This window comes from Sphingobium sp., from assembly GCA_023266575.1.
Lineage (GTDB): Bacteria > Pseudomonadota > Alphaproteobacteria > Sphingomonadales > Sphingomonadaceae > Sphingobium.
On the sequence record JAHFPV010000002.1, the window covers coordinates 79,643 to 95,188 of the forward strand.

Below are 15,546 nucleotides of genomic sequence, written 5' to 3' on the forward strand. Positions count from 1 at the left end.
GATCCTGCTGCTTTCCGTGCCGAACGGCATGGACCGACAGGGTTAATATTTCCTCTGCCATGCCACCTGCGAAATGAAAAGCGCCCGCGCTTCCTGTTGGAAGCCGGGCGCTTGTTCATCGCATTTCCGCCTGGCTTATTCAGCCTTGGCAGCGGCCTTTTTAGGAGCAGCCTTCTTCTTGGGCTTTTCCTCGGCGGCAGCGTCCGCGGCGGGCGCTTCGGCTTCCGCCTCGGCAGGGGCAGCCTTCTTGGCGGCGGCCTTCTTAGGCTTGGCCGGCGCTTCCTCGGCTACCGCTTCGGCGTCGGCGGCGGGTTCGGCAGCGGCCTTCTTGGTCGCCGCTTTCTTCGCCTTGGGCTTTTCGTCATGGTCATGGCCGCAATCGGGGCCGTGGACGTGGGGCTTGATGTCGCCATCTTCGGCTTCGATCGCCGCTTCCAGCTCTTCCTTGGTCACGGCGCGGTCGGTGACTTCGGCCTTGTCGAACAGGAAGTCGACGACCTTGTCCTCGTACAGAGGCGCGCGCAGCTGGGCGGCGGCCATCGGGTCCTGACGGACATATTGCACGAAACGCTCACGATCCTGCGGGCCGTACTGCTGCGCGGCCTGCATGATCAGGCGGTTCATTTCCTGGTCGCTGACGGTCACGCCATTGGCCTGGCCGATTTCGGAGAGCAACAGGCCGAGGCGGACACGACGCACGGCGATGGCGCGATAATCCTCCTTCTCGGCTTCCATTTCGGCGATCGCGGCGGCCGGATCTTCCTCATGGGTCGCTTCATGCTGAAGCTGCTGCCAGATCTGCTCGAACTCGGCTTCGACCATGCTCGGCGGCACGTCGAAATCATGCGCGGCAGCCAGCTGGTCGAGCAGCTTGCGCTTCATATGGGTGCGGGTCAGGCCATTATGTTCCTGCTCGATCTGGCCCTTGAGCAGATCCTTGAGCTGGTCGAGGCCTTCCAGACCCAGCGACTTGGCGAAATCATCGTCCAGCTTGGGCTTGTCGCCGTCCAGGATCGACTTCACCTTGATGTCGAAGGTGGCGAGCTTGCCGGCCAGATGGGCCGCGCCATAATCTTCGGGGAAGGTCACTTCGATGACCTTCTCTTCGCCCTTCTTCACGCCGCCCAGCTGCTCCTCGAAACCGGGGATGAACTGGCCTGCGCCAAGCTTGAGCTTAACGTCCTCGGCTGCGCCGCCTTCAAAGGCTTCGCCGTCGATCTTGCCCAGGAAATCGATGACCAGCGTGTCACCGTCCTGCGCGACATGATCGTCGCCCTTTTCTTCCAGCGCGCCCTGCTGCGTGGCGATGCGGCCGGCGGCCTCCTCAACCTGCGCGTCGGCAACTTCGACGGTCAGCCGTTCCAGCTTGATGCCTTCGACGCTGGGTGCGGCGATTTCGGGCAGCACTTCCAGCGCAACCTTGATTTCCGCGTCCTTGCCGAACTCGAAAGCTTCGTCCAACTCGACCGAAGGCTGCATCGCGGGACGCAGCTTCTGGTCGGCGATCAGTTTCTGGATGCTTTCCTGAATGCTGTTGTTGAGCGCGTCGCGCTGGAGCGCTTCGCCATGCATTTTCTTGACGAGATTGGCGGGCACCTTGCCGGGGCGGAAGCCGGGCATCCGCACCTGCGGGGCCATGGCCTTCACTTCCTTTTCCACTCGCGCGTCGATATCCTTCGACGTGATGGTGACAGTGTAGGCGCGCTTAAGGCCCTCGTTCAACGTCTCGACAGTCTGCATCTCTTCTCTCAAACGCTTTCTTCAGCTGAATTTCGATGGCGCTGCCGCGGGCGGCATACTGGTGCGGGCGAAGGGACTCGAACCCCCACATCTTGCGATACCAGAACCTAAATCTGGCGCGTCTACCAGTTTCGCCACGCCCGCATCGGTCGCCGGTCGGCGCGGCATAGAGAAAAGCGTGGGCAAGGGCAAGGGATAGTGAGTCGGGTCGCGGAACCGGCGTGATGGCCCATGCGTAACCTGTTCACCCCCTAGCAGAGAGAGGCAGACATGGCCACCCAGCCCGACCCCACGCCCAACCCGGATGGCGTGCCCCCGCCCGACATCATCGACCCGCAGTCGCCGCCCGAAACCCCTGCGCCTGCGACTCCAGAAGAATTGCCGATGACCGAGCCGGATGAAATAACCCCGGTCGGCCCCGATTATGACCAGCCCGACAGCGCCCCTGCCGAAGTGCCGCCCGACTGAGCGCAATTTTCCGTCTCCAGCGCGACATATCCACAGTTTTTATGTCCAGCGGCGGAACCTTTTGGGTTGATCGCTAAAATATGATCGCTCCGCCGCTGGACAGACCCCTGCAACCATGATTGAATTGTGACAAATAAAAATCACGGAGAGGCGCGGCTGACAAAATAGGGGGTCGACGTGCATAGGGTTCGCGCAAAGCTGGAATGGTTCAAAACCGTCATCCTGCCACAGGAAGCCGCGCTACGCGGTCGCTTGCGACGCATATTGCCCTCCACCCATGAACTTGACGACATGGTCGCCGAAGTCATGACCCGCGCCTATGCCACGGAAAATTGGGAAAATGTGACGACGGGCCGGGCCTATCTCTTCACCATCGCCCGCAACCTCGTCATCGACACCGCCCGCCGTAACAAGGTGGTCAGCTTTGAAACCATGGCCGACCTGGAACTGCTGGGCGGCGAAAACACGATCGAGGCGCAATTGCACGCCCGCGAAGCGCTCCGCCAGGTGCAGGTCATCGTCGAGTCGCTGCCTGTTCAATGTCGCCGCGTCTTTATTCTTCGCCGCATCCACGAAAAATCGATGCTGGAAATAGCGGAGGAGATGTCCCTATCCGTTTCTACTGTTGAAAAACATCTGGCCAAAGCCATCGCGATAGTTATGCGGGCCTGGGCAGAACGTGAGGAAACGGATTTCGAGCGTGCAGGGGTCGGGGCCAGAATCAAGCTGCGGGACCAGGGCCGCGATCGAAGCGGAAGCAGCGCGCCTGCTGGCCAGGCTTAACAGCGACCCCAGTCCGCAAGACGAAGCCGAAATTTGCGAATGGGTCGAGGCTGACCCCAGCCATGCCGTTGCCTTCGCCCGTGCCGAAGCCGCATGGGAAGCAGCCGAGCGGCTGAAAAGCGCCGCCGCCGACGTCACCCTGCCCCCGATGGCGCAGATCGTCAGCGAAGAACAGCAGCGCCGCCTGTCGCGCAACATCATGGTCGCCGCCGCCGTCGCGGTCATGCTCTTCATCGTCGCCGCGATCGTCACCGTCCGCACCTTTAGCGGGGTGGAACGCTATCAGACCGGCATCGGCCAGATTCGCGACATCGCGTTGGAGGATGGATCGACCCTGCACCTCAACAGCGACAGCGAGGCAGAAGTCCGCTTCACCGACAATGGACGCAAAGTACGCATCCTGAAGGGCGAGGCATCGTTCGATGTCGCGCGCGACCCCGAGCGTCCGTTCGATGTCGAGGCGCGATCGGCGGTCATCCGCGCGGTCGGCACCGCCTTCAACGTGCGGATGCGCCCCTCGATCGTCGAACTGACCGTCACCCACGGCACCGTCACCGTCCATTCGGGCGACAATGTACAGAAGCGCGTCAGCGCGGGCAGCGGCGCGGTGATCCAGCCGCGCACCATCGCGCTTACCCGGCTGGACCCCAAGCTGGTCGGCCAGCGCACCGCCTGGCGCGAACAGATGGTCGAGCTGGACGGCGAAACGATCGAGCAGGCGACCGGCGAATTTAACCGCTACCGCACGGCGCCGATCCTGATCGGAGACACCCGCGTATCGGCGCTCCGCATCGGCGGCCGCTTCCGCATCAGCGACAGCCGCGAATTTCTCTCCGCCCTGCAACTCAGCCTCCCCATCCGCGCGGTGACCGGCGAGGATGGCTCCGTCATGCTGCTCTATCGCGACGAAGAGCCGGCGATGGCGGACAATGGGGTCGGATTGTGACGCGCAGGGCGGACCAATATAAAAGCGTGATGCCTACATCTTGATCCGTTCGTTTCGAGCGAAGTCGAGAAACGTGGTGAGCAGGTTTCTCGACTTCGCTCGAAACGAACGGATGTGGGGATTTCACCCGGGACGAATCAGTTTCAAAACCCGCTCGGGCAATAGCCTGCCCTACCCCAACAACTCCCGCACCATCTCCGGCACCAGCACACTCGCCGGTCCCAGCCGGCTTTCCTCGAAATAATAGCTGCCCGCCGACGGATCGAGATTCAGCTCCAGCGTCCGCGCGCCGACATGGCGGGCGGTCTGGACGAAGCCTGCCGCAGGATAGACCGCGCCCGACGTGCCGATCGACACGAACAGGTCGGCGCGCCGCAGCGCATCGTCGATCGCGTCCATCTCATAAGGCATCTCGCCAAAAAACACGATGTCGGGCCGCAGCTTTGGCCGCCCGCAGCCATCGCAGACCGATCCGGGCGGCAGCGATCCGTTCCACGCCACCGCCTTCCCGCACCCCGCACACAGCGCCGATCGCAGCGCGCCATGCATATGGATCAGCCGCTTTGCCCCCGCCCGCTCATGCAGGTCATCGACATTTTGCGTGACGATCAGCAATTCCCCAGGCCACGCCCGGTCGAGCGCGGCCAGCGCCTCATGCGCGGCATTGGGCGCGACCTCGTCCAGCTTCGCGCGCCGCTCGTCATAGAAACGATGCACCAGCGCCGGATTGCGCGCGATCGCTTCTGGCGTACAGACATCCTCCACCCGATGCCCCTCCCACAATCCATCCGGCCCGCGAAAGGTGGCAAGCCCGCTTTCGGCGGAAATGCCAGCGCCGGTGAGGATGACGATATTGCGTATGTCCGGGTTCATGTCGCCCAGCCTAAACAAAGCCCGGCGTCAATGCCATGGTCCTGCTTATCGAAGTCTTTACCCCGTCCGGGCTAGACCCCGACCCATTATTAAAGCCGGAACATGCCCCATGCGTTTTGCCCTGACCCTGCCCGTGATCGCCGCCCTCGCGCTGCCGCAGCCTGCCTTTGCGCAGGTCGCCGCCGCCGATAGTGGCGATACCGGCTGGATGATCATGTGCGCGCTGCTGGTGCTGCTGGCCGCGCTGCCGGGGCTGATGCTGCGCCATGCGGGGCTGGTCAATGTGCGCAACGCTTTATCGGTGATGACGCAGGGCGCGGCGGTGGCGGCGGTCGTGTCGCTGGGTTGGGCCATTGCGGGCTACTCGATCGCCTATGCACCGGGCAGCGCCTGGCTGGGCGGCGGTGCGAACCTGTTGCTCGCCAATCTGGGGCAGTTGCGCGAAGGCCTGACTGTTCCTGAATCCGCCTTCGTCCTGTTTCAGATGGCGCTGGCGCTGATCGCCGCCTGCCTGCTGATCGGCGCGGTGGCGGAGCGGGTGTGGCTGGGCTGGCTGGTCGGTTTTGCGCCGCTCTGGCTGTTGCTGGTCTATGCGCCGGTCGCCCATGCAGTCTGGGGCGGTGGCTGGCTGGCGGACCTTGGCGTGCTGGATTTTGCCGGCGGACTGGTCGTGCATGGCGTGGCGGGTTTTTCCGCGCTGACGCTGGCGCTGATCGCCGGGCGGCGGTGCGAAGCGTCCGACCCCGGCCATGCGCCGGTGCTGAGCCTGGCGGGCGGCGCGCTGCTGTGGGTCGGCCTGTCGGGCGTGGTCGGCGGCTGGGCCTTGGGCGCGACCGATGATGCCGCGACCGCGATCCTGAACTATCATTTCGCTGCCAGTGCTGCTGCCTTGGTCTGGGCCGTGCTCGACCGGCTGCTGGGCGCGCGCAGCAGCGCGACCGGCATCCTGTCCGGCGCGCTGGCCGGCATCGCCGCCATTTCCGCGAGCGCTGCGCTGGTCGGCACCGGCGGCGCGATGATGATCGGTGTGATCGCCGCGATCGTCTGTCGCCTGATTGGCGGGCTGGCGGGTCGCTGGATCGACGATCCGGCGAGCGTGTTCGTGGTCCACGGACTGGGTGGCCTCACCGGCGTCCTGCTGCTCCCGTTCTTCGTCCTGCCGCTGCTCGGCGGGGTTGGCTATGAAACGCCGGTCAGCCTGGGTGCCGCTTTGCTCGGCCAGCTGATCGGCCTTGTCGTCGTCGCGCTCTGGGCGATGATCGGCACAGCCATCGCCGCGCTGATCGTGTCAATGGTTATCCACATGCGCGTCAGCACGCAGGAGGAAGCCGACGGTCTCGACGCCAGCCAGCATGGCCAGCAGGGCTGGGATTTCCGCTAAACGCCATGTCCGTCGCCGTCGCCATCTTCGCCCATCAGGAAGAAAAGCGCATCGCCGCCTGCCTTGGCTCGCTGCCGCTCGACCGGGCGGACACGCTATTCCATGTGCTGGTCAACGGCACCACAGACTCCACCGTGGCGCGGGCGCAGGAAGCGGCTGGCGGGCGGGCCAACATCATCGTCCATGACATTGCTACGGGCGGCAAGTCGCGCACCTGGAACTATATGGTCCATGATTTGCTGACCGGCGATGAGGAAGCCGTCATCTTCATGGATGGCGACGCGGAGATACAGGCCGGGTCGATCGACGCTTTGGTGGCAGACCTTGCCGCCCACCCCCATGCCAATGCCGCCGCCGGAATGCCGGTCAATGGCCGGATGGCGGAAACCTATCGCCGCGATTTGCGCACGCAGGGCGGATTGTTCGGCGATCTCTATGCGCTGTCGGGCCACTTTGTGGCCGCGATCCGCACGCGCGGCCTGCGCCTGCCCGACGACCTGATCGGTGATGACGGGCTGGTCGCGGCCTGGGCGCACACCGATTTGCAGAAGGATAGCGGCTGGGACGTCACCCGCATCGTCGCCTGCGAGGGCGCAGGGTTTGTGTGCGAACAGGTTAGCCTCGCCCGCCCCTCCACCTGGCGGATGCAATATAGGAGGCTGATCAACTATTCGGTGCGCTTCTACCAGAACCGGATCGTGTCCGACATCATGACGCGGCAGGGACCGGACGGCCTGCCCCTGCGCCTCGCCAGCCTCTACCCCGAGTGGCTCCCCCGCTTCCGCCCGCGCGGCGGCATCAGCGCCTGGTTCGACCGCAAGGCATTGGCCCGGATGCGGGGCGCAGTTTAGGACGGGGGTGAACACAATGATCCGTTCGTTTCGAGCGAAGTCGAGAAACCTCAGCGCCACGGTTTCCCGACTTCGCTCGAAACGAACGGAGGTTGGGCTTCTACCCTGAAGTCGTCATGGCCTAGCGATCCTTGCCTGCCAGTTCCTTGTTCACGAACAGCGCGAAGCCGGTCACCACCGCACCCGACAGCAGATAAGCGCCCGACGCGGCCAGCCCAAACTCCGCCGAAATCGCCAGCGCCACCAGTGGGGCAAAGCCCGCACCCACCAGCCACGCCAGATCCGACGTCAGCGCCGATCCGGTGTAGCGGGTCGCGGTGCGGAAATTGGAGGCGACCACGCCCGACGACTGGCCGAAACTCAAGCCCAGCAGGATGAAGCCCAGCACCATGAAGGCGACTTCGCCCAGATCGCCGCCATTGAGCAGCAGCGGCGCAGCGACCGCAAAGAAGCCAATCCCGACCGCCGAATAGCCGAGCAACCGGCGGCGACCGATCATGTCCGCGACGAAGCCCGACACGATGATCGCCAGCACGCCGACGCAGGCACCAATCGCCTCGATCACCAGAAAGCGCTCCAGCGGCTGGTCGGTGTAGAGCGCGATCCATGACAGCGGGAACACGGTGACCATGTGGAACAGGGCGAAACTGGCGAGCGGCGCGAAGGCGCCGATGACGATGTTGCGCCCTTCGCTGCGGATGGTCGGAATGACCGGCGAAGGCTGGAGTTCGCGCGTCTCGTAGAGGCGCGAAAACTCCTCCGTCACGACGATGCGCAGCCGCGCGAACAGCGCCACCACATTGATCGCGAACGCCACGAAGAAGGGATAGCGCCAGCCCCAGTCGAGGAAATCGGCGCGCGACAGGGTGGAGAGGAAGAAAGCGAACAGCCCTGCCGTCACGATCAAGGCCAGCGGCGCGCCCAGTTGCGGCATCATCGCATACCAGCCGCGCTTGCGCTGCGGCGCGTTGAGCGAGAGCAGGGACGCGAGGCCATCCCATGTGCCGCCCAGCGCGACACCCTGCCCCGCACGGAACAGCGCCAGCAGCATGGCGGACCAGTGGCCGATCGTCGCATAGCCAGGCAGGAAGGCAATCGCCGCGGTCGATCCGCCGAGCAGGAACAAGGCGATGGTCAGCTTCACCCCCCGGCCATAGGCGCGATCCACCGCCATGAAGATGAACGACCCGATCGGCCGCGTGACGAAGGCCAGCGCGAAAATGGCGAAGGACCAGAGCGTGCCCATGAGCGGCGACAGATAGGGAAAGACATGGGCAGGAAAGACGATGCAGGACGCGATCGCATAGACGAAAAAGTCAAAAAATTCCGACGTCCGGCCGATGATGACGCCGATGGCGATCTCGCCGGGCGCGATCTTCTTGCCCCCCTGCGCATGAAGATTGCGCACGTCATGTTCCGCCTGCGTTTCGTTGGGCGTTGTCGTCGCGGATGTCATGGCGTGGAACGGGCCTTCATGCTGCGGGAACGATTGTCCGCCGCACTTCGTTGCACGGCGAATCATCGGCTTGTCAAATAGACCCATGCCCTATTTCGCAGCCGCACAGGGATAGGACAAAAGGTCCAATGTCGCCCCGGTAACTTCCTGACTAGACGGAGGCCATGATCGCTCGACCACCTGCCAAAAGCCGCGCAATTCTGCGCCGATTCGCGCCCCTGCTGCTGCTGCCATTGGGGGCGTGCAACTGGGTGGTGATGGCCCCGTCCGGCGACGTTGCGATGCAGCAGCGCGATCTCATCCTGATCGCGACGGTGCTGATGCTGCTGATCGTGCTGCCGGTGATGGCCACCATCGCCTGGTTCGCATGGAAATATCGGGCGAAGGCACAGGCCGCCGATTATGATCCCGACTGGGATCATTCGACCAGCCTGGAACTGCTGATCTGGTCCGCGCCGCTGCTGATCATCATCGCGCTGGGGGCGGTCACCTGGACCAGCACCCATCTGCTCGACCCCTACCGCCCGATCGAGCGGCTGGACGCGCAGCGCAAGGTCGATCCAGCCGCCAGGCGGTTGCAGGTCGAGGTTGTCGCGCTCGACTGGAAATGGCTGTTCATTTACCCTGAGCTTGGCATCGCGACGGTCAATGAACTGGCCGCGCCGGTCGACCAGCCGATCGAATTCAAGATCACCTCCGCCTCCATCATGAACAGCTTTTTCGTGCCGGCGCTGGCGGGGCAAATCTATGCCATGCCGGGGATGCAGACCAGCCTGCACGCGGTCGCCAACAAGCCCGGCAACTTCGATGGCTTTTCCGCCAACTATTCGGGCGCTGGCTTTTCCAACATGCGCTTCAAATTCCACGCGATGGACCAGAGCGGCTTTGCCCAGTGGGTCGCCCGCGTAAAGGCCAGCGGCAAGGCGCTCGACCGCGCCACCTATGTGAAGCTGGAACAGCCGAGCGAGAAAGTGAAGCCGACCTATTTCGCCAGCGTCGAACCCCGCCTGTTCCACGCCGCGCTCAACATGTGCGTGCAACCGGGCAAGCGCTGCATGGACGCGATCATGATGACCGACAGCCAAGGCGGCGCAGGCAAGGAATCAGCTCGCAACACCGCTGGCCTGCGCCATGACGGCACCATCGACGTGGGCGGCTACCACCCGGTCGAACCCGGCAAGAAGGGCGAGATCGCCCAGCCTGCGGGCATGACGCCAGCAGCAGAACGCACCCCCGCCGAGCGCGGCAAACAGGCGCCGGGGCAGCAGGATCATGAGGGGCATGATGGGCATTAACGCGAATACTCCCCTCTCCTTTAGGTCGGATCGAGTCACGTGCCTCGATCCGAGGGCTGGGGGTGGGGGCTATCGTCTTGACGCCGCGCTTGCCTCACGCCCCCACCCCAACCCCTCCCCTGAAGGGGAGGGGCTTGAGATAACCCCCTCCCCCTTTTCAAGGCCGTAACGTCCATGTCCCCGCATCCCGCCTCCGAAAATAGCGGCATCTGGAAGCTGATCTTCGGTCGGCTCGACTGGAGTTCGCTTCCGCTGCATGAGCCGATCGTCGTCGGCACCTTCCTGATGGTCGCGCTGGGCGGCGCGGTGGTGTTGGGGCTCGTCACCAAATATCGGCTGTGGGGCACGCTGTGGCACGACTGGTTCACGACCGTGGACCATAAGCGTATCGGCATCATGTATATGATCCTGGGGCTGATCATGTTCCTGCGCGGCTTTGCCGATGCGATCATGATGCGGTTGCAGCAGGCGATGGCCTTCAATGGCTCTGAAGGCTATCTGAACGCTCATCATTACGACCAGATTTTTACCGCCCATGGCGTCATCATGATCTTCTTCGTCGCGATGCCGATGATCACGGGGATCATGAACTATATCGTCCCGCTGCAAATCGGCGCGCGCGACGTCAGCTTCCCCTTCCTCAATAATTTCAGCTTCTGGATGACGACAGCGGGTGCCGTGATCGTCATGATGTCGCTGTTCGTGGGCGAATTTGCCCGCACCGGCTGGCTCGCCTACCCGCCTTTGTCGGGCATCGCTTACTCGCCCGGCGTCGGCGTCGATTATTATATCTGGGGTTTGCAGATAGCGGGCATCGGCACGCTGTTATCGGGCGTCAACCTGATCGCCACCATCGTCAAGATGCGCGCGCCGGGCATGACGATGATGAAGCTGCCCATCTTCACCTGGACCTCGCTCTGCGCCAACATACTGATCGTGGCGGCCTTCCCGGTGCTGACCGCCGTATTGGCGCTGCTCAGCCTCGACCGCTATGTCGGCACCGCCTTCTTCACCAACGACATGGGCGGCAACCCCATGATGTATGTGAACCTGATCTGGATCTGGGGCCACCCGGAAGTCTATATCCTGATCCTGCCGCTGTTCGGGGTGTTCAGCGAAGTGACATCCACCTTCTCGTCCAAGCGATTGTTCGGCTATAGCTCGATGGTCTATGCGACGATCGTCATCGCGCTGCTCAGCTACCTCGTCTGGCTGCACCATTTCTTCACCATGGGATCGGGCGCCAGCGTCAACAGCTTCTTTGGCATCACGACGATGGTGATTTCCATCCCCACCGGGGCCAAGCTCTTCAACTGGCTCTTCACCATGTATCGCGGTCGCATCCGCTACGAATTGCCGATGATGTGGACGGTCGCTTTCATGCTGACCTTCACCGTGGGCGGCATGACCGGGGTGCTGCTCGCCGTCCCGCCGGCCGACTTCGTGCTGCACAATTCGCTGTTCCTGATCGCCCATTTCCACAATGTCATCATCGGCGGCGTCCTGTTCGGCCTGTTCGCGGCGATCAACTACTGGTGGCCCAAGGCGTTCGGTTTCCGGCTGGAAACCACCTGGGGCAAGCGCAGCTTCTGGCTGTGGGTCGTGGGCTTCTGGGTCGCCTTCATGCCGCTCTATGTGCTGGGCCTGATGGGCGTTACCCGCCGGATGCGCGTGTTCGATGACCCATCCCTGCAAATCTGGTTCCAGATCGCGGCGCTGGGCGCGGTGATGATCGCGGCGGGCATCGCCTGCATGTTCATCCAGTTCGCGGTCAGCATCAAGAATCGCGACCAGTTGCGCGACACCACAGGCGATCCATGGGACGGTCGCACGCTCGAATGGGCGACCAGTTCGCCCCCGCCCGACTATAATTTCGCCTTCACCCCCGTCATCCATGATGGCGACGCCTGGGCGGACATGAAGAAGCGCGGCTATCAGCGCCCGCTGACAGGTTACGCCGCGATCCACATGCCGTCCAACACCGGCACCGGGATCATCATCGCGGGCCTGTCGGTCGCCTTCTCGGTCGGGATGATCTGGTACATGTGGTGGCTGGCGGGCCTGTCCTTCATCGCCATCCTGGCCGTCGCGATCGGGCATACGTTCAATTACAAGCGCGACTTCACCATCCCAAAGGATGTGGTCGAGCGCATAGAAAGCGAGCGCAGCACGCTGCTCGCAGCAAAGGGCTGATATCATGGCCACACGCTCCCAAATCGACCCCGCCTTCCTCGACAATGACGGAAAGCCCCTCTTCCATCTGGGCGAGGAGCCGCATCATCCCGAAGGGTCCAGCACCGCGCTCGGCTTCTGGATCTACCTGATGAGCGATTGCCTCATCTTTGCCTGCCTGTTTGCGACCTATGCGGTGCTGGGCGGCAATTATGCGGCGGGACCGGGGCCACGCGACCTGTTTGACCTCAATCTCGTCGCGCTCAACACCGCGATGCTGCTCTTCTCGTCCATCACCTATGGCTTTGCCATGCTGGCGATGGAAAAGAACCGGGTCGGCGCGACACAGGCTTGGCTGGCGATCACTGGCCTGTTCGGCCTGGCGTTCCTCAGCATCGAACTTTATGAATTTGCCCATCTGATCCATGAAGGCGCGACGCCGCAGCGGTCGGGCTTCCTGTCCGCCTTCTTCGCTCTGGTCGGCACCCACGGGCTGCACGTCACCTTCGGCATCGTCTGGCTGGTGACGCTGATGGTGCAGGTCGGCAAAAAGGGGCTGATCGCCGCCAACCAGCGCCGCCTGATGTGCCTTTCCATGTTCTGGCACTTCCTCGACGTCATCTGGATCGGCGTCTTTACCTTCGTCTATCTCATGGGGATGCTGCGATGAGCGCGCACGATCACGAAACCCACGCTGGCAGCCACGGCACGATGGGCAGCTATATGATCGGCTTTGGCCTGTCTGTGCTGCTGACCGCCATCCCCTTCTGGCTGGTCATGAACAAGACCTTCGCCAATCCGCAGGTGACCGCCTTCATCATCATGGGCTTTGCCGTGGTGCAGATCGTCGTTCACATGATCTACTTCCTGCACATGAACACCCGTTCGGAAGGCGGCTGGTCGATGATGGCGCTCATCTTCACGCTGGTATTGGTGGTCATCACCCTGTCCGGCTCCATGTGGGTCATGTATCATCTCAACGCTAACATGATGCCCCATATGGAGCATGATATGAGCCAGATGCCGTGACATCCCCGCGCCAGGGCCGGGCGGGCTTCCCGGTCGGCCTGACGCTGATCGCCGCCTTGCTGTTTGCGGGGCTGTGCGCATTGGGCGTCTGGCAGGTCGAGCGGCTGGCGTGGAAGCGCGACCTCATCGCCCGCGTCGAAGCCCGCATCCATGCCGCGCCCATCGCCGCGCCACGCAGCGCGACACAGGCGGACGAATATCGCCGCATCACCGCCACCGGCAGCTTCCTGCATGATCGCGCCACGCTGGTGCAGGCGTCCACGGTGCGCGGCCTCGGCTTTTGGGTGCTGACCCCGCTGCGCCGCGCCGACGGCACCATCCTCCTCATCAATCGCGGCTTCGTGCCGCCCGACGCCCGCACCCGCTACGCCCGCCCGACCGGCATCGTCCGCGTGACCGGCCTGCTGCGCCTGACCGAGCCGGGCGGCGGCTTCCTGCGGTCGAACGATCCAGCCGCCAATCGCTGGTATTCGCGCGACGTCGCCGCCATCGCCACCGCCCGCGCCCTGCCCGCCACGCCCACCTATTTCATCGACGCCGATGCCGATCCCCGCGCCGACGCCCTGCCCGTTGGCGGCCTCACCGTCATCCGCTTCCCCAACAATCATCTTGTCTATGCGCTGACATGGTTCAGTCTGGCCGCCATGACCGCGGGCGCCTATATCATCCTCATGCGCCAAAGCCGCCGCCCATGACCGCGCTCCTGCCGATAGCGACACGCTGGCTGCCCAGCCAGTGGCCCGCCGACGCTGCCGGGCGCAAGAATATGGCGCTGTTGGTGCAGTTGCGCTGGATCGCGCTGGCGGGTCAGATCGCGACCATCCTGATCGTCCATTATGGCATGGGCATCCGCCTGCCGATGGTGCCGATGCTCGTCGTCCCCTGCATCGCGGCGGGGGTGAACCTCGCCAGCCTCGCCATCTTGCGGCGGCGCACCGACATTACCCATGCCGAACTGTTCCTGGCGCTGCTGTTCGACGTCCTCTCGCTCACCGCCCAACTCTATATGAGCGGCGGCGCGACCAATCCCTTCATCTCGCTCTATCTGCTCCAGGTCGCGTTGGGCGCGGTGCTGCTGCATCGCTGGAGCGTGTGGGGCATCGTCGCAGTGTCCGCCTTGTGCGCGGCAGGCCTTGCTTTCTTCTACCGCCCGCTGGACCTCAGCGATGCGCTGGAGGGTCGCCTGTTCGACCTCCACATCATCGGCACCTGGGTCTGCTTCACCATGATCGCGGTGCTGCTGGTGCTCTTCATGACCCGCGTGACCCGCAACCTTGCCGCGCGTGAGGCCTATCTGGCGCAATTGCGGCAACAGGCGGCGGAGGAGGAGCATATCGTCCGCATGGGCCTGCTGGCGTCGGGCGCGGCGCATGAGCTTGGCACGCCGCTTTCCTCGCTCGCCGTCGTGCTGGGCGACTGGCGGCACATGCCCGAAATCACCAGCCACCCCGCGCTGGTCGAGGAAGTGGAGGAGATGCAGGCCGCCGTCACCCGGTGCAAGGCGATCCTGTCGGGCATATTGCTGTCCGCAGGCGAAGCGCGCGGCGAAGCGCCGCAGGTCACCAATGTCCGCGCCTTTATCGACAGCATGGCGCAGGGCTGGCGCGCGGCCAATCCGGGGATGCCGCTGCGCTGCGATTTCGGCCCGCACGACTATCCGCGCATCGTCGCCGATCCGGTGATCCGGCAAGCGATCACCAACCTGCTCGACAATGCGCGCGAAGCGGGCGCGACCTATATCGACCTGCTGGTCGGGCGCGACAGCCAGTGGCTCAACATCGCCGTGCGCGACAATGGACCGGGGTTCAGCGCGGACATGCTGGCCGATTTCGGCAAGCCATATCGCTCCAGCAAGGGGCGGCAGGGTGGCGGGCTTGGCCTGTTCCTGGTCGTCAATGTCGTGCGTAAACTGGGCGGCAGCGTCAGCGCCAGCAATGGCGCGGATGGCGGCGCGCTGATCCTGCTGCGCCTGCCGCTCGGCACATTGGCGATCGAGGAGGATAAGGATGACCGATAACCGTCTGCTCATGATTGTCGAGGATGACGACGCCTTCGCCAAAACCCTCAAACGCTCGTTCGAACGCCGCGGCTATACCGTGCTGATCGCCGACAGCGTGGAGATGGTCGCCATGCTGCTGGCCGATCATGATCCGGGCTATGCCGTCGTCGACCTGAAACTGGGCGGGCAATCCGGGCTGGTCTGCGTCCAGGCGCTCCACGCCCATGATCCCGACATGCTGATCGTCGTGCTGACCGGCTTTGCCAGCATTGCGACCGCGGTGGAGGCAATCAAGCTGGGCGCGACCAATTATCTCGCCAAACCGTCCAACAGCGACGACATAGAGGCCGCCTTCGCCCGTTCCGGCGGCGACACCGCCACCCCGCTCGCCCCCCGCCCGACCTCGATCAAGACGCTGGAGTGGGAGCATATCCACGAAGCGCTGAAAGACAGCGAGTTCAACATCTCCGAAGCCGCCCGCCGCCTGGGAATGCACCGCCGCACGCTGGCCCGCAAACTCGCCAAGCGCCAGGTTGGTTGACGGCGCATTTGC

Annotated in this window: 15 protein-coding genes and 1 tRNA gene; 12 read left to right on the forward strand and 4 right to left on the reverse strand. The window is 63.8% G+C overall.

From position 1 onward, the window contains the following. Positions 1 to 135: 135 nt before the first annotated feature. Together tig and Q0D44_RS02820 are read right to left on the reverse strand one after the other, a co-directional pair. Positions 136 to 1,740: a trigger factor gene (gene tig, locus Q0D44_RS02815; protein ID WP_294132096.1), complete on the reverse strand. Its 1,605-nt coding sequence runs from the start codon at positions 1,738 to 1,740 to the stop codon at positions 136 to 138. Positions 1,741 to 1,799: 59 nt separating this feature from the next. Continuing rightward, a tRNA-Leu gene (locus Q0D44_RS02820) sits at positions 1,800 to 1,884 on the reverse strand. Positions 1,885 to 2,010: 126 nt separating this feature from the next. On the opposite strand from Q0D44_RS02820, the gene Q0D44_RS02825 reads away from it, so the two are divergent. The 3 genes from Q0D44_RS02825 (at position 2,011) to Q0D44_RS02835 (ending at position 3,937) form a co-directional block, all read left to right on the forward strand. Beyond that, positions 2,011 to 2,208, forward strand: a complete 198-nt coding sequence (locus Q0D44_RS02825; RefSeq protein WP_294132103.1) for a hypothetical protein — start codon at positions 2,011 to 2,013, stop codon at positions 2,206 to 2,208. 177 nt (positions 2,209 to 2,385) lie between these two features. After that, positions 2,386 to 2,991: a sigma-70 family RNA polymerase sigma factor gene (locus Q0D44_RS02830; protein ID WP_217671941.1), complete on the forward strand. Its 606-nt coding sequence runs from the start codon at positions 2,386 to 2,388 to the stop codon at positions 2,989 to 2,991. Further along, positions 2,909 to 3,937 (forward strand): FecR domain-containing protein, encoded by a 1,029-nt coding sequence (locus tag Q0D44_RS02835; protein ID WP_294132107.1) that lies wholly within the window; start codon positions 2,909 to 2,911, stop codon positions 3,935 to 3,937. The genes Q0D44_RS02830 and Q0D44_RS02835 overlap by 83 nt, the downstream gene beginning before the upstream one ends. A 171-nt stretch (positions 3,938 to 4,108) precedes the next feature. On the opposite strand, the gene Q0D44_RS02840 is transcribed toward Q0D44_RS02835, so the two are convergent. Next, a complete protein-coding gene (locus Q0D44_RS02840) occupies positions 4,109 to 4,810 on the reverse strand; it encodes an NAD-dependent deacylase (RefSeq protein WP_294132110.1) in 702 nt (233 codons plus the stop codon). 109 nt (positions 4,811 to 4,919) lie between these two features. Between Q0D44_RS02840 and Q0D44_RS02845 the strand changes: the two genes are divergently transcribed. Both Q0D44_RS02845 and Q0D44_RS02850 read left to right on the forward strand, forming a co-directional pair. Then, positions 4,920 to 6,191 carry an ammonium transporter gene (locus tag Q0D44_RS02845; RefSeq protein ID WP_294132112.1) on the forward strand — a complete coding sequence of 424 codons (1,272 nt, stop codon included), beginning with the start codon at positions 4,920 to 4,922 and terminating at the stop codon, positions 6,189 to 6,191. A gap of 5 nt (positions 6,192 to 6,196) precedes the next feature. Continuing rightward, positions 6,197 to 7,042 carry a glycosyltransferase family A protein gene (locus Q0D44_RS02850; protein ID WP_294132114.1) on the forward strand — a complete coding sequence of 282 codons (846 nt, stop codon included), beginning with the start codon at positions 6,197 to 6,199 and terminating at the stop codon, positions 7,040 to 7,042. Positions 7,043 to 7,163: 121 nt separating this feature from the next. On the opposite strand, the gene Q0D44_RS02855 is transcribed toward Q0D44_RS02850, so the two are convergent. Further along, positions 7,164 to 8,498 carry an MFS transporter gene (locus Q0D44_RS02855; protein ID WP_294132116.1) on the reverse strand — a complete coding sequence of 445 codons (1,335 nt, stop codon included), beginning with the start codon at positions 8,496 to 8,498 and terminating at the stop codon, positions 7,164 to 7,166. Positions 8,499 to 8,662: 164 nt separating this feature from the next. Here Q0D44_RS02855 and cyoA point away from each other — a divergent pair, with 164 nt between their 5' ends. The 7 genes from cyoA (at position 8,663) to Q0D44_RS02890 (ending at position 15,534) form a co-directional block, all read left to right on the forward strand. Then, positions 8,663 to 9,793 (forward strand): ubiquinol oxidase subunit II, encoded by a 1,131-nt coding sequence (cyoA, locus tag Q0D44_RS02860; RefSeq protein ID WP_294132119.1) that lies wholly within the window; start codon positions 8,663 to 8,665, stop codon positions 9,791 to 9,793. A gap of 174 nt (positions 9,794 to 9,967) precedes the next feature. Next, positions 9,968 to 11,986 carry a cytochrome o ubiquinol oxidase subunit I gene (cyoB, locus tag Q0D44_RS02865; protein WP_294132122.1) on the forward strand — a complete coding sequence of 673 codons (2,019 nt, stop codon included), beginning with the start codon at positions 9,968 to 9,970 and terminating at the stop codon, positions 11,984 to 11,986. A gap of 4 nt (positions 11,987 to 11,990) precedes the next feature. Next, positions 11,991 to 12,635: a cytochrome o ubiquinol oxidase subunit III gene (gene cyoC / locus Q0D44_RS02870; RefSeq protein ID WP_294132125.1), complete on the forward strand. Its 645-nt coding sequence runs from the start codon at positions 11,991 to 11,993 to the stop codon at positions 12,633 to 12,635. Continuing rightward, entirely contained in the window at positions 12,632 to 12,994 is a 363-nt protein-coding gene (gene cyoD / locus Q0D44_RS02875; RefSeq protein ID WP_294132128.1) for a cytochrome o ubiquinol oxidase subunit IV, read from the forward strand. Before cyoC ends, cyoD begins: the two co-directional genes overlap by 4 nt. Continuing rightward, positions 12,991 to 13,689: an SURF1 family protein gene (locus Q0D44_RS02880; protein ID WP_294132131.1), complete on the forward strand. Its 699-nt coding sequence runs from the start codon at positions 12,991 to 12,993 to the stop codon at positions 13,687 to 13,689. Before cyoD ends, Q0D44_RS02880 begins: the two co-directional genes overlap by 4 nt. Continuing rightward, positions 13,686 to 15,011, forward strand: a complete 1,326-nt coding sequence (locus Q0D44_RS02885) for an ATP-binding protein (RefSeq protein ID WP_294132133.1) — start codon at positions 13,686 to 13,688, stop codon at positions 15,009 to 15,011. Before Q0D44_RS02880 ends, Q0D44_RS02885 begins: the two co-directional genes overlap by 4 nt. Next, positions 15,001 to 15,534, forward strand: coding sequence for a response regulator transcription factor (locus Q0D44_RS02890; RefSeq protein ID WP_294132138.1), 534 nt, complete (start codon positions 15,001 to 15,003; stop codon positions 15,532 to 15,534). Before Q0D44_RS02885 ends, Q0D44_RS02890 begins: the two co-directional genes overlap by 11 nt. The last annotated feature ends 12 nt before the right edge of the window (positions 15,535 to 15,546 follow it).

Coding starts and splice junctions, on each gene's coding strand:
- tig (WP_294132096.1), bottom strand. CDS start 1,740: ATGCAGACTGTCGAGACGTTGAACGAGGGCCTTAAGCGCGCCTACACT.
- Q0D44_RS02825 (WP_294132103.1), top strand. CDS start 2,011: ATGGCCACCCAGCCCGACCCCACGCCCAACCCGGATGGCGTGCCCCCG.
- Q0D44_RS02840 (WP_294132110.1), bottom strand. CDS start 4,810: ATGAACCCGGACATACGCAATATCGTCATCCTCACCGGCGCTGGCATT.
- Q0D44_RS02845 (WP_294132112.1), top strand. CDS start 4,920: ATGCGTTTTGCCCTGACCCTGCCCGTGATCGCCGCCCTCGCGCTGCCG.
- Q0D44_RS02850 (WP_294132114.1), top strand. CDS start 6,197: ATGTCCGTCGCCGTCGCCATCTTCGCCCATCAGGAAGAAAAGCGCATC.
- Q0D44_RS02855 (WP_294132116.1), bottom strand. CDS start 8,498: ATGACATCCGCGACGACAACGCCCAACGAAACGCAGGCGGAACATGAC.
- cyoA (WP_294132119.1), top strand. CDS start 8,663: ATGATCGCTCGACCACCTGCCAAAAGCCGCGCAATTCTGCGCCGATTC.
- cyoB (WP_294132122.1), top strand. CDS start 9,968: ATGTCCCCGCATCCCGCCTCCGAAAATAGCGGCATCTGGAAGCTGATC.
- cyoC (WP_294132125.1), top strand. CDS start 11,991: ATGGCCACACGCTCCCAAATCGACCCCGCCTTCCTCGACAATGACGGA.
- cyoD (WP_294132128.1), top strand. CDS start 12,632: ATGAGCGCGCACGATCACGAAACCCACGCTGGCAGCCACGGCACGATG.
- Q0D44_RS02885 (WP_294132133.1), top strand. CDS start 13,686: ATGACCGCGCTCCTGCCGATAGCGACACGCTGGCTGCCCAGCCAGTGG.
- Q0D44_RS02890 (WP_294132138.1), top strand. CDS start 15,001: ATGACCGATAACCGTCTGCTCATGATTGTCGAGGATGACGACGCCTTC.